This window comes from Candidatus Pelagibacter ubique HIMB140, assembly GCF_025558165.1.
Classification (GTDB): Bacteria; Pseudomonadota; Alphaproteobacteria; order Pelagibacterales; family Pelagibacteraceae; genus Pelagibacter; species Pelagibacter ubique_T.
This window is the reverse complement of the sequence record NZ_LAMZ01000001.1, coordinates 1,016,652-1,029,903: the sequence shown is the minus strand read 5'-3', so window position 1 is coordinate 1,029,903 and position 13,252 is coordinate 1,016,652. Positions and strand designations below refer to the sequence as shown.

At 26.4% G+C, this 13,252-nt stretch carries 13 protein-coding genes and 1 tRNA gene; 5 read left to right on the top strand and 9 right to left on the bottom strand.

Going from position 1 to position 13,252, the window contains the following annotated elements; all coding sequences use genetic code 11:
• Positions 1–16: 16 nt before the first annotated feature.
• Both VP90_RS05540 and VP90_RS05535 read right to left on the bottom strand, forming a co-directional pair.
• Positions 17–1,774 carry a hypothetical protein gene (locus tag VP90_RS05540; protein ID WP_262590129.1) on the bottom strand — a complete coding sequence of 586 codons (1,758 nt, stop codon included), beginning with the start codon at positions 1,772–1,774 and terminating at the stop codon, positions 17–19.
• Positions 1,749–1,931 (bottom strand): hypothetical protein, encoded by a 183-nt coding sequence (locus tag VP90_RS05535; protein ID WP_262590128.1) that lies wholly within the window; start codon positions 1,929–1,931, stop codon positions 1,749–1,751. The genes VP90_RS05540 and VP90_RS05535 overlap by 26 nt, the downstream gene beginning before the upstream one ends.
• Before the next feature lie 57 nt (positions 1,932–1,988).
• Between VP90_RS05535 and VP90_RS05530 the strand changes: the two genes are divergently transcribed.
• Together VP90_RS05530 and aroB are read left to right on the top strand one after the other, a co-directional pair.
• The gene (locus VP90_RS05530; RefSeq protein WP_262590127.1) at positions 1,989–2,501 is read left to right on the top strand and encodes a shikimate kinase; all 513 of its coding nucleotides are present in this window, start codon (positions 1,989–1,991) and stop codon (positions 2,499–2,501) included.
• Complete coding sequence (aroB, locus tag VP90_RS05525) at positions 2,488–3,591, top strand: 3-dehydroquinate synthase (protein WP_262590126.1); 1,104 nt, start codon at positions 2,488–2,490, stop codon at positions 3,589–3,591. Before VP90_RS05530 ends, aroB begins: the two co-directional genes overlap by 14 nt.
• Here the strand turns inward: aroB and VP90_RS05520 are convergent.
• A complete protein-coding gene (locus tag VP90_RS05520) occupies positions 3,583–3,843 on the bottom strand; it encodes a BolA family protein (RefSeq protein ID WP_262590125.1) in 261 nt (86 codons plus the stop codon). The genes aroB and VP90_RS05520 overlap by 9 nt on opposite strands.
• Positions 3,844–3,860: 17 nt before the next feature.
• Here VP90_RS05520 and VP90_RS05515 point away from each other — a divergent pair, with 17 nt between their 5' ends.
• The 3 genes from VP90_RS05515 to VP90_RS05505 are packed head-to-tail and all read left to right on the top strand — an operon-like array spanning position 3,861 to position 7,152.
• Positions 3,861–4,394, top strand: coding sequence for a J domain-containing protein (locus tag VP90_RS05515; protein ID WP_262590124.1), 534 nt, complete (start codon positions 3,861–3,863; stop codon positions 4,392–4,394).
• The gene (cobS, locus tag VP90_RS05510; RefSeq protein ID WP_262590123.1) at positions 4,378–5,352 is read left to right on the top strand and encodes a cobaltochelatase subunit CobS; all 975 of its coding nucleotides are present in this window, start codon (positions 4,378–4,380) and stop codon (positions 5,350–5,352) included. Before VP90_RS05515 ends, cobS begins: the two co-directional genes overlap by 17 nt.
• A complete protein-coding gene (locus VP90_RS05505) occupies positions 5,353–7,152 on the top strand; it encodes a cobaltochelatase CobT-related protein (protein WP_262590122.1) in 1,800 nt (599 codons plus the stop codon).
• Here the strand turns inward: VP90_RS05505 and VP90_RS05500 are convergent.
• From VP90_RS05500 to VP90_RS05475, 6 genes are all read right to left on the bottom strand, one after another.
• On the bottom strand, positions 7,149–8,429 hold the full coding sequence (locus VP90_RS05500; protein WP_262590121.1) for an ActS/PrrB/RegB family redox-sensitive histidine kinase: 1,281 nt from the start codon (positions 8,427–8,429) through the stop codon (positions 7,149–7,151). The two genes, VP90_RS05505 and VP90_RS05500, sit on opposite strands and share 4 nt — an antisense overlap.
• A gap of 2 nt (positions 8,430–8,431) precedes the next feature.
• Positions 8,432–10,495 carry a DNA gyrase subunit B gene (locus VP90_RS05495; RefSeq protein ID WP_075505929.1) on the bottom strand — a complete coding sequence of 688 codons (2,064 nt, stop codon included), beginning with the start codon at positions 10,493–10,495 and terminating at the stop codon, positions 8,432–8,434.
• 114 nt (positions 10,496–10,609) lie between these two features.
• Positions 10,610–10,699 (bottom strand) — tRNA-Ser (locus VP90_RS05490).
• A 6-nt stretch (positions 10,700–10,705) separates the two neighbouring features.
• Complete coding sequence (locus VP90_RS05485; RefSeq protein ID WP_262590120.1) at positions 10,706–11,482, bottom strand: FkbM family methyltransferase; 777 nt, start codon at positions 11,480–11,482, stop codon at positions 10,706–10,708.
• A 1-nt stretch (position 11,483) separates the two neighbouring features.
• Positions 11,484–12,410: a glycosyltransferase gene (locus VP90_RS05480; RefSeq protein WP_262590119.1), complete on the bottom strand. Its 927-nt coding sequence runs from the start codon at positions 12,408–12,410 to the stop codon at positions 11,484–11,486.
• A complete protein-coding gene (locus VP90_RS05475) occupies positions 12,397–13,248 on the bottom strand; it encodes an NAD-dependent epimerase/dehydratase family protein (protein ID WP_262590118.1) in 852 nt (283 codons plus the stop codon). The genes VP90_RS05480 and VP90_RS05475 overlap by 14 nt, the downstream gene beginning before the upstream one ends.
• Between the last annotated feature and the right edge of the window lie 4 nt (positions 13,249–13,252).

Here is a 13,252-nt window from a genome sequence, read left to right as displayed (position 1 = left end):
CATGTTATTATAATTTTTATACTTTTAAAGGAAGAACTTTTAGTAATAGTTTATTTCTTATTAAATCCGCATTTATTTGATTTAGTGTATTCGAAATTAAATAAAGTCTTTTTTCATCAATATTTTCTATTTTGTTATTACCTATTATCTCAATTAAAGACAATAAAACTGTTCCAACTTCATTTGCCTCTATCAAGTCCACTAAACTTTTATCTAGCTCATAAGGCTTTTGTGAAAATAAACTGTTATACTCGCTAGGTATTTCTACTCCGTCTGATTTCAGACTTTCTATAAAAATTAGATCTTTGGTGGACAAAGTTTCATTACTAAAAATTATTCTATCAAGAAATTTTTTTAAATCTTCTTGTATTTCAGATTTTGAATAATCTCCTCTAAAATAATTTACCCACTTAGATTGATGTAAAATATTATTATTATATTGAATTTTTTTGAACTCTGAATTCTGATTTTTTGAAAAGTTATTGTAAAAACTTAAATAATCTGAGGGAATATTATCTACTTCAATTTCGTTCAAAAAGTTATTTAGCTCTATATCAAAAGCTAATCCAATGTTGTTGTCCTCAAATAGCTGCTTCAACAATTGTAAAAATTCCAATTTCAATTCTGGTTCACTCGTTAAAAGTGCTCTTTGATAAATTAATGCTCTTGCTTCTAACGGAGACAACAACTTGTAAGTATCAGTTGCACTTAACAATTGATCAATATTAAATTGAAATTTTTTATAATATTCAAATAAGTCTTTTTCTGAGAAAATTTTATAATTTGCAGCTTTCTCAATAATTAAGATTTTATCTTGATCATTTATGTCAACATTACTTAGATCTGGTAGTAAATTTGAATTTGATAAATATTTCCAAATTAATTGAGGCGTATTTTCATTGGGCTCAAATGAAAATTCTGGATTTGTTCTATGAGCTAAGTGAAACTCAAATACTGAACTTTCAGAAATTTCTTTGGATGCTTCCTCAATATAACCAAAAAGGTAATTCATTTTATTTTCAAAATATTCATCTTGAAAACCTAACTCTTTTTTAAGATCTAGAATTAATTGAGCTTCTTCATTTTTTCCATAATTAACCAAACAATATAAATTTAATTTAGATAAATATTCATCTTCAACTGGTTCTTCAATTTTTGTAAAAAATTCACAGGTCTTTTTTATATCTTGGCCTGATAAATAGTTGTCTAATAAATGTCTGGTTAGTTTGGGATGAGAATTTACAATTTGATTATTAATCAAAAATTCTTCAATGAGTTCTAAATTAGAATTTTTAATTAACCAATCAGATTTAAATTTTAAAAATTCATTTTCAGTAATATTTTGATTAGGATAATGAGCGTTAGTTAATAATGAGACTTCCATAATTTCTAATGCATCATTAGAAAGATTAATTTTCTCTAAACTGTTAAATAAATTTTTTAACTTTTGACCATCAGAATTCGTCCACATATCAATAGTCAAACCATGTTCTGCAGGATCATATAATCCTACTATTTTGATATCTTTTGATATTAAATTTTCATCTAATTCTATCGAGCCAGTATTTTTATCTGACTGCATATTAAAAACACTTATTTGATCATTATTATTTTCACCTTCGGTGATAACTGCTTCCTCAACAGTTTCATTTTCTTTTTTTTCAAGATTCCATATATCGATTGGATTATCTTCTGCGTGAATAGGATTTAAAATAATTAGAAAGCTTAAAAAAATAAAAAAGAATTTTTTACTTAACAATTTTAAAATTTTCATTTGGAATAATTTTTTCAATTTCCTTTTTAGGAGCAGGAAAATCAATTGAATTGAGAATTAAAACAACGCCAAGAACAATTACTAATCCAAAAATAGATTTAATAACTAGTCCGATTATACTTTTTTTACCTGAACTTGTATTTTTGTTGAATTGCATATAACTTTAGTTAATTTCAAATTAAGACATATTTGTGTTTTTTCAATATTTAAACTTATGAAATCAAAAAAAAATCTAGTTTTTCTAGGTATGATGGGATCTGGTAAGAGTTCTATAGGCTCTATAGTAGCAAAAAAATTTAAATTAAATTTTGTAGATGTAGATAAAGAAATAGAGAAAAATTTAAATACAACAATTCGAAAAATATTCGAAACAAAAGGAGAAGAATATTTTAGAAAAATTGAGGAAAAAACTACACTTAAAAAATTAAAACTTAGTTCTACAGTTGTCTCTCTTGGGGGAGGTGCTTTTGCAAATAAAAATATTAGAAATGAAGTTTTAAAAAATCATTATTCATTTTGGTTAAATTGGAATGAAAAAATTTTAGTTGAAAGAATTAAAAATAGCAAAAAAAGACCTTTAACAATTAATGCTACAGATAATGATTTAATTGATTTAATTAAAAAACGAACTAACATTTATTCTAAAGCCTTATATGAAATCAAATGTGATAATCTTACAAAAAATGAAATAGTAGGTAAAATTAAAGAAATTTATGAAACCAATTAAATTAAAAATTGAAACAAAAACACAAAAATATCCAATAATAATTGGATCAAATTTAATTACTAACCTATCAAAAATAATTAAGAGTAATTCTTTAACATTCAATCAATGTCTTCTTGTAGTTGATAAAAATGTACCAAAAAAATTTATCACTAAAATAAAAAATTCATTAAAAAAAAAGAAAATACATATATGTTTTTTTAATGCCAATGAGACCAATAAAAACTTTAGTATTATTAATAAGATCTTAGAAATTTTATTAAATAAAAACTTTTCTAGAGATGACTGTATAATATCAATAGGTGGGGGTATTACAGGTGATGTAAGTGGTTTTGCATCTAGTATCTTTAAAAGAGGTATGAAATTTATAAATATACCAACAACACTTTTGTCCCAAGTTGACTCTTCGATTGGTGGCAAAACTGGCATAAATTCACATTACGGAAAAAACCTAATTGGTAGTTTTTATCAACCAAACTTAGTTATATCAGATGTTGATTTTCTTAAATCGCTGCCAAAAAGAGAGATTGTTTGTGGATATGGTGAAATTTTAAAACATTCTCTGATAAGAGATAAAAATTTCTTTAAATTTTTAAATAAGAATGTGAATAAAATTACTAAACTGAGCTCTCCATTTATTGAAAAAGCAATTTATGAAAGCTGTAAAATTAAAAAAAATGTGGTTGAAAAAGACGAGAAAGAAAAAAATTTAAGAAAAATTTTAAATTTTGGACATACATTTGGCCATGCTTATGAAGCAAGCTTAAATTACAATAAGAGATTAAATCACGGTGAAGCAGTAATCCTAGGTATAAAAACAGCATTGAGTTTTAGTTTAAATTTAAAAATACTTAAAGAAAGTGATTACAACCTAATATTAAATCATATCAATAATTTAAATCTAGCAATATCTGTTAATAAATTTTTTACAAAAAAAGATATAAATAAAATATTATTTTTCATGACAAAGGATAAAAAAAATAAATCCCAAAAAATTAATTTAGTGCTTTTAAAAAAAATTGGATCTCCACAAATTAATATTGAATATCCAAAAGAAAGATTGAAAAAATTTTTTAATGATTACTTAAGATAGTTGAATTTGAATTGAGTGAATAGTGTCTTTTAATTCTTTATCTAATACTTTATAAATTTTTTTATTACTTTCAATTCTGTTCATGTTTTTTAACTCATCAGAAACTATATTGAGCTTTAAATGATATTTGCCTTCTTGATTGCCTTTGTGATTTTTATGAAGAAAAGATTTATCTTCTATATCTATACTTTGAATATTTATTTGATCTGATAATTTTTTTTTTATAATTGCAATTAATTCATTTATATCCATATAGTAATTATTATATCATGAAAAATATTTGTGACTGGAATAATTGTAATGAAATTGGTGAATACAGAGCACCAATTGAGAAGGATAATAGCAGGAAATATAGAATGCTTTGTCTAGAACATGTCAAAGAATTTAACAAAAACTGGAATTATTTTTCTGGGATGAGTGATAATCAAGTAATCAATTTTTTAAAGTCAGATATGACTTGGCACAAACCTACTCAAAATTTTAGTTCTTCAGATAATTTTTTTAAAGTCCTATGGAACACAACATTAAAAGATGAATTTGATAAAGATAAATTCAATGGAGACTATAATCATATGCGTCAATTTAAATTTGATCATAAAGATATTAAAGCATTTGGAATATTGGGAATATCTGTGGGTTTAAAGTGGCAAAAAATACAAGAAAAATTCAAAGTGCTTGTTAAAAAATTTCACCCTGATATGAATGCCGGAAATAAAAAATACGAGGAAAAATTAAAACTGATAACTTTAGCTTACACACAGCTAAAAAACACTTATAGGGAAAAAATTGACTCCAAACCTTAACATTCAACCTGACATAAAAGTTTCTTTAAAACAATCTTTTGGAATAGATTCTGAAATGGAAGTGGATGCCTTTTCAAAAAAAAGTGAATATGTGCCTGAAATAGATAAAAACTATAAATTTGATAGAGATACTACACTTGCAATCATTTCAGGATTTGCGTTCAATAAAAGAGTATTGGTACAAGGATATCATGGTACTGGAAAATCAACACACATAGAGCAAATAGCTGCAAGACTAAACTGGCCGTGTATTCGAGTAAATTTAGACAGTCATGTTAGTCGAATAGATTTAATAGGTAAGGATGCAATTGTACTTAAAGATGGAAAACAAGTGACACAGTTTAATGAGGGTATTCTACCATGGTCAATTCAAAATCCAGTTGCTTTAGTATTTGATGAGTATGATGCTGGAAGACCTGATGTTATGTTCGTTATTCAAAGAGTTTTGGAGGCTGAAGGAAATTTCACGCTACTAGATAAAAACAAAGTAATAAGTCAAAATAAGTATTTCAGATTGTTTGCTACATCTAATACAGTTGGGCTTGGTGATACTACTGGACTTTATCACGGAACACAGCAAATTAACCAAGGTCAAATGGATAGATGGAATATTGTAACAACATTAAACTATCTAAGCCTAGATAGAGAAATGGATATAGTTTTATCAAAGAATAAAAATTTAAATAATGCTAAGGGAAAAGAAAAAGTTGCTAATATGATTAAAGTAGCATCCTTAACTAGAAAAGGTTTTATTGCTGGAGATATATCTACTGTAATGAGTCCAAGAACAGTCCTTCATTGGGCTGAAAATTCTGAAATTTTTAAGGATACCGGATATGCATTTAGAGTAACCTTTTTAAATAAGTGCGATGATATTGAGAAAAATACAATCGCGGAATATTATCAAAGATGTTTTGGTGAAGAATTGCCTGAGTCTTTGATCAATATTCAAATTTAAATGAGCAATAAAGAAACAAATTTAAAAGAAAAATTTAGAATTGCTTTATCTTCAACAGCAAAAGTAATCGCAGACGATATTGATATAAACAACAAATCTTCTGAAGATAAAAAAACGAAAGATATTTCATCTTTTGAAATAAATGATCTAACCAGTCCAAGTGATTTTATAAAATTAAGGGCTGAAACAGACTCTACAGCACTTAAAAAAAGGTTTTCTAATGAAAAAATTTACAAAAAAAATTTACCTTCAAACACTTCATCCAGATCTTTATATAATATAGCTGAAAAGATTAGATATGAAGCCCTAGGAGGCAAAATGTTAAAAGGAATTCAAAAAAATTTTTCTGAAAACTATTCACAAATAATTAATCGTAAAAGAAAAGATCAGCTTAAAACAAAAGAAGATGTTCCTGTTGCTGAAGCATTTGAGCTATATATGCTTAAAAATTTTCATAATATAGACCTAAATCCTTTAACGTCTAGAATGCTTAATTTCTGGGAAAAAGATTTTGAGCAATCAATTAAGAAGCATAAAGAGTTTTTATTAAATAATTTAGAAAATCAAAATACATACAGTTCTAAATTTTCTGAAATACTTGAAGAAATGGATATTTTTCAAAGCGATGAGGAAGACCAAGAAGAGGAAGAAAATCAAGATCAAGGTCAAGACAATCCCTCAAATGATGACCAAAATAAAGATAATGAAGATAGCAAAGATGAAAATGATGAACATCAAACAGAGGCATCTGTTGATGCTGATTATAGTATAGACGAGTTTAATTTGGATGAGCAATTATCTGATGTTGAGTCTGATGAACAAAACTCTGAGCAAGTAATTCAAAAAAAAATTGATAATGTACATATAGATTATAAAATATTTACTACACAATACGACGAAGTGGTTAAAGCTGAAAATCTAGAAAATGCAGATGAAGCTAATAAACTTAGGAAAAATTTAGATCAGCAGTTAATTGGTTTCCAAGATGTAATTACCAAGTTAGCTAATAAACTTCAAAGACAATTACTAGCAAAACAGAATAGAGCTTGGGAATTTGATTTAGAAGAAGGCTTACTTGATAGTTCAAAGTTACCAAGAATAATAATGGATCCATATAACTCTTTGTCATTTAAAAAAGAAAAGGATTTAGATTTTAAAGATACAGTTGTAACTTTACTTATTGATAATTCTGGTTCTATGAGAGGAAGACCAATAACGATTGCTGCTATTTGTGCAGATATTTTGTCAAGGACACTTGAAAGATGTTCGGTCAAAGTAGAGATTTTAGGATTTACTACAAAAAACTGGAAAGGTGGACAGAGTAGAGAATTTTGGACTAAAAATTCAAAACCAAAAACGCCTGGAAGACTTAACGATCTAAGACATATAATTTATAAAGGTGCAGATACACATTGGAGACAAGCAAAAAATAATTTAGGCCTGATGTTAAAAGAGGGTTTGTTAAAAGAAAATATTGATGGCGAAGCTATATCTTGGGCATACAACCGTATTAAAAAAAGAAAAGAAGAAAGAAAAATTTTAATGGTAATTTCTGATGGAGCTCCAGTTGATGACTCAACACTTTCAGTAAATTCAGGTGATTTTTTAGAAAAACATTTGAAGAAGATGGTCAAATTTATTGAGAATAAATCTGATATTGAAATTTTAGCGATTGGTATTGGACATGATGTTTCAAGATATTACAACAGAGCTATAAAAATTACTGATGTAAATGAGTTAGGAGATGTAATGATATCTCAACTTAGCTCTTTGTTCGAAACAAAGAAAAAATTTCATTAAATATTAAATAAATCTGTATTTCTCCATTTGATTATTACTTCTGCGCCTGATCTTGTTTTAGAGTTTCTACATATTACAGAAGCAAAATTTTTTTCTAACAGTGTTTTTCCTATAAACAAACCTAAACCCAGTCCTGTTTTTGATTTATCTTGAGGATTATTTGATTTTAAATATGGCTCTCCTATTTTTGATAAAATATCTTTTGGATAACCTGGACCATCATCCTCAATACTTATTTCAGTAAATTCACTATCACTCTTTAAATTTATGAAAATATTTTTATCAGAAAATTTATTAGCATTACCTATAAAATTTCTTAGTCCATAAACAATTTCTATAGATTTAACTATTTTTTTCGAATTAGAGTCTTGATCAAAATTAAAAATAAATTTCTTTGTACTTATCTCTTTAAATGAATTTAAAATTTCATTTAAGTAATCTCTAATTGTAATATCTACATCAATAAACTCATCCTCTTCGTCTGGATTTAAAGTTAATTTTTTTAGTATTTCATTACATCTTTCAACCTGACTAGATAATAAATTAATATCTTTTTCTACGTCTTTATTGCCTTCAAATTGTTTTAGTAATTCTTGAGTAATTATTTTTATGGTTGAAAGAGGTGTTCCTAATGAATGAGCAGCTGCTGCCGCTTGACCGCCCAAGGACAATAGTTCATGTTCTTTGGCCATTACTTCTTCCATTTTCGTAAGAGCTTCTTTTCTTAACCTAGATTGAGTTCCAAATGTCATTGCAAAATAATTTAAAAAAACAAGAGCAATAATCAAAGCAATCGGAATAGAGTAATAATAATAAGGGCTTACATGAAAATGATCTCCAAGTGGAGAAGGTAATTCTGTTGAATAAAAAGTTAAAAATATAATTGATAAAGCTGTTAACAATACAAGCATAGTATTTGTTCTAAAACTTAAATTAGATGATGAAAATACACTTGGAATAATTATAAAGATAACAAATGGATTAAGAATTCCACCTGATAAGTAAAGTAAAATAGCTAATTGCAAAATATCAATAACTAAAAAAATGAAAGCTGATCTGTCGGATAATTGAGTTTTTTTATAAATAAAAATTAAGTAAAAATTACTTATGATGCCAATGATTATAATTAGATTAGAAGTTATAAAGTCAAATTTAAAATCTAATACAAAGTATACAAAATTAACTGCAATTAACTGTCCAATTATACCAATCCATCTTAAGGTAATATAAGTAGATTTTTTGAATGAGTGGTATTTTGAAGTTTCAAAAAACTTCATTTTTAAATATCAAGATTTTTTACATTGATAGCATTTGAAACTATGAAATCTTTTCTTAACGCAACATCACTTCCCATTAGTGTATGTATAAGACTTTGATCTTTTTTAAGATCTTTAGAGTACTGCACTTGAAGCAAATTTCTAGTTTCAGGATCTAAAGTTGTATTCCACAACTCTTCTGGATTCATTTCACCAAGACCCTTGAACCTTTGTATATTCATTTTTGATTTTTCTAAATCTAATGCATTTGAATAATCTTTTGAGCCTCTTTTCAATTTCTTTAATTCCTTGTTATTATTTACGATATAATCCTCTAATTCTTTTTCATCTTTAATATAAATCCCTTTTGAACCTTTATTAATTTTAAACAATGGTGGTTGGGCTAAATAAACATGTCCATTTTCAATTAATTTATTAAATGGTTTGTTATTAAAAAAAGTTAACAACAATGCTCTTATGTGAGAACCATCAACATCAGCATCGGTCATTATAATTATTTTACCGTATCTTAAATCTTTTAAATCTATTTCCTGAGATTTAGGATCAAGTCCCAGTGCATTAATTAATGTTACTATCTCATTTGAAGATATCATTTTTGCAAGAGCTTTTGTTCTTAGATCTGAACCATTACCATTGCCATTGCCATTTTTTTTTAAATTTATGTCCTCTACATAAGTGTTTAAAATTTTACCTCTTAAAGGCAAAACCGCTTGATTTGCTCTATTTCTTCCTTGTTTAGCGGAACCACCTGCTGAGTCTCCCTCAACTATAAATAATTCCGTACCTTCTTGTTTTCCTATTTGACAATCAGCTAATTTTCCTGGTAATCCACTTAACTCAAGGGCTCCTTTTCTTCTTACATTTTCTCTCGCTTTTCTTGCAACATCTCTAGCCATAGCTGCTTGAATAACTTTAGCCAAAACTATTTTGGCAATTGATGGATTTTGATCAAACCAAATTGATAATTTTTCATTTACCAAAGTTTCAACAATCATTCTTACCTCAGACGAAACTAGCTTATCTTTGGTTTGTGAAGAAAACTTAGGATCAGGGATTTTAGTTGAAAGCACACACGTTAAGCCCTCTTTAATATCATCTCCTGAAATAGCTAATTTATTCTTTTTTAATAAATTATTTTCATTAGCATATTTATTTACGACTCTTGTAAGAGCACTTCTAAAACCTAATAAATGTGTTCCGCCATCTTTTTGATAAATATTATTTGTGTATGGAAATATATCTTCTGTATAACCAGCATTCCATTTTAATGAACACTCTATTTCAATGTTATTCTTTTTGCCTTCAATGTAAATTGGTTTTCGAAATAAATCATTACCATTTTTATTTTGTAGTTTTTCTCTTTTCTCATCTAAAAAATCTACAAACTCTAAAACACCACCATCATATTTAAATTCAGATATTTTTTCTTTTTTTTGACTAGCATCAGTAAAAATTATTTTAATACCTTTGTTTAAGAAAGCTAACTCTCTCATTCTTTTAATTAAAATATTTGCACTAAATTTAATTGATGAGAATATATCTTTCGAAGGTAAAAATGTTATTTGAGTACCTGTATTTTTAGATTTACCAACTACCTTTAGAGGTGATTTTGCTTCACCATTTTTAAACTCTATAAAATGTTTTTTTCCATCTCTATTAATTTCTAATTCTAATTTTTCTGACAATGCATTAACAACTGAAACACCAACTCCATGTAGTCCACCGGAAACTTTATATGAGTCATGATCAAACTTACCACCAGCATGAAGTTGAGTCATAATTACCTCAGCTGCAGATTTTTTTTCCCCTTTATGCATGTCGACAGGGATACCTCTTCCATCATCATTTACAGTAACTGTTCCATCAGAATTAATTTTTACATTAATATTTTTACAATGACCTGCTAACGCCTCGTCTATCGAGTTGTCTACAACCTCATAAACCATATGATGTAAACCTGTGCCATCATCAGTATCTCCTATATACATCCCTGGTCTTTTTCTGACTGCTTCAAGACCTTTTAAAACTTTAATTGAATCTGCTTGATATGTATTTTTACTTGTCATTTTTTAAATTTTGGAAAGAAAAAATTATAACATTTTTTTGAAAAATTGCTGATTTATCTTAATAATTTAACAGTTAAATACTCAAATTATTGTTGAAAAACGTGGCATATTTAATGGTGGAGAGAATGGGATTCGAACCCATGAAAGAATTGCTCCTTTACACGCTTTCCAAGCGTGCGCCTTCAACCACTCGGCCACCTCTCCAGATCCTTAAAAATCATACCAGCTTTTATCAATGTAAATATCGGGCTTATCTTTTAAAATTTTTTTATCTAAAAAATGAGGTATTTCAGCAAATTCGTTTATCTCGCTTTTTACTCTTCTCTTATTTATGAATGTCATTTCAATAATATCTGGAACTTTAATGCTTTTTAAATATTTTACTTTACCGCCATTATTAACATGGGTATGGCACACTATAAAATTTTGAAGAATTTTATTTATTATTTTATTAAATAAATTATTAAAAAAATTAGACCTTAACTCTCTTAAGTGATGAAATTCTATAATTAAAATTCTTGCTTTGCTCAATTTATCTTCACTTATTGCTATTAAATTCTCATACTCCTGACCTTCTATATCGATTTTTAAAATAAAATCTTCTGATTTATCTATAAAATTATTAATTGTAATTGCATTATCTTCCTCAAATCCACTGATTTTTTTATTTATAAATTTTAGTTTATTTGGAATTATAACATCCTCGTTTATTATTGGGTCTATCATTGTACTAATAATATTATATTTTTCTAAAAGTTGTTTTTCAAATTCACACGTGTGACCAACACCTGCGGTAAAACAATATTTAATTCCATTTAAATCATTCGGTAATAAATATCCTCCATCACCATCTTCCCCTAATCTTATTAGTTGATATTCTGTTTTATATGGTAAGAGTTTTTTTAATATTTTTTTTATATCTTCTTCTTTAGATACACGTTCTGAGTACAAGCCAATGGAATTAAGAATTATTTCTCTTAAGTTCATTTTAAACTTTATGCTTAACTCTAAAATAAGAACCTTTATTAAAAATGAATGCGTAACATGCAGATATTTTAATAAAATTTATTTTTGATTTATTTATTCTAAATATTATCAAATTTAAAATTAACTTTATAAAACTTATAAAAATTGTTAAAAAAATTTTTTTTATAATTATTGATTTTATTGTAAATTTATTTTCAAAATATAATGATGACCAAGTAAAGTGCCATATTCTGCTTATATTCATTGTTTCTTTTATAGTATCAAAATGTGAACTCCAACCCTTATGGTCTACTATGGCATTTTTTATTTTAATAATGCTATATCCTTCTAAATATAAACGTAGGCATATGTCAATATCTTCTAAATAAACATATATATTATCATCCCACCCTCCTATTTTCTTTAAAGCTTCTACTTTAATCAACATTGTGGTTGCGTTTACAGCATCAACACAAAAATCACCATCAGGTATTTTTTTAGGTGTTTTTTTAATCTTTTTATAAAAAAATTCTTTTTTATTTTTTGAATATCTAAGATCGTAATGATCAAAGTCACTAAAGGAACCGTTATCATAAACTATAGGCGCCACCATACCAGCGTTAGGATATTTATTAAATCCATCTAACAAATTTTCTAAACATTTTTCTCTAAGAACAACATCAGGTTGACTGAGTAATACATAAGGCGTCTTAATCTTCTTGAGTGCAAAATTAAATGTTTTGCCAAGCCCAACATCTCCAATGTTAAAATATTGACAATTTTTGAAATTTTTCAATTTCATTTTTAAATCATCGTTATAGCTATTATCAATAATCAATATTTTTATATTATTTGGAAAACTTTTTAGATTATCAAAAATTTTTTGGTCTGGAAAAAAAGTTGGAATTACAACTGTACATAAATTTGTATCTATATTACTTTTTAACATAATAATTTATAATTTTATTAATACCTGAATCTAAAGAATATTTTGGTTTCCAATATTTTTTTAAAAACATATTAGGATTATTTCTTTTATCTTTCTGAACTGTATCTTTAATTTTTGACGCGTAAATCTTAATATTTATATTTTTATTTTTTAAGATTTTTTTAATTATCTTAGCAATTTCTTTAATACTAGTATATTTTCCAGTTGTTAAATCGATTGATTTTTTTAATTTTCTTATTTTATTATAATTTAAGTAAATTTTTTCAAGACCTTCACAACAATCTTCTGCGAAAAGAAAATCTCTTTTCTCCTTACCGCTTGTTAACATATTTATTTTTTTTTGTTTCAAAGCCATTAAAATAAAATCAGTAATTACATGAGATTTTTGGAGGTTTTTTTCGATACCATATACGTTCCAAAACTTAACTGATAAACCCCCTAAAGCTTCTGAATATTTCTCGCCAATATTTTTTAATAGTCCATATGGTGAATAAACCATGTTTGACATTTGACTGCTGGCAAATAAAAAAGGTTTGTTATACTTTTTTATTAGTGAAAATGTGTTTTCCATTAATTTTGTATTATTTGAGATAAATTCAAAAGTATTTTGATATTTTTTTAAATATCTAGATCCTCCCACATCAAAGGCTAAAAAGAATATGAAATCAGATCTTTTAATTTTTTGTATTAAAACTTTGTTATTACTAATCCTTAAATCTTCTTCTTTAGATCTTTCTAAATCAAACTCTAGAACTTTATATTTTTTTTTATTTAAATATTCTTTTAAATGATTTCCTATTTGGCCAGACGATCCTAATATCAGTATATTTTTTTTCATATCT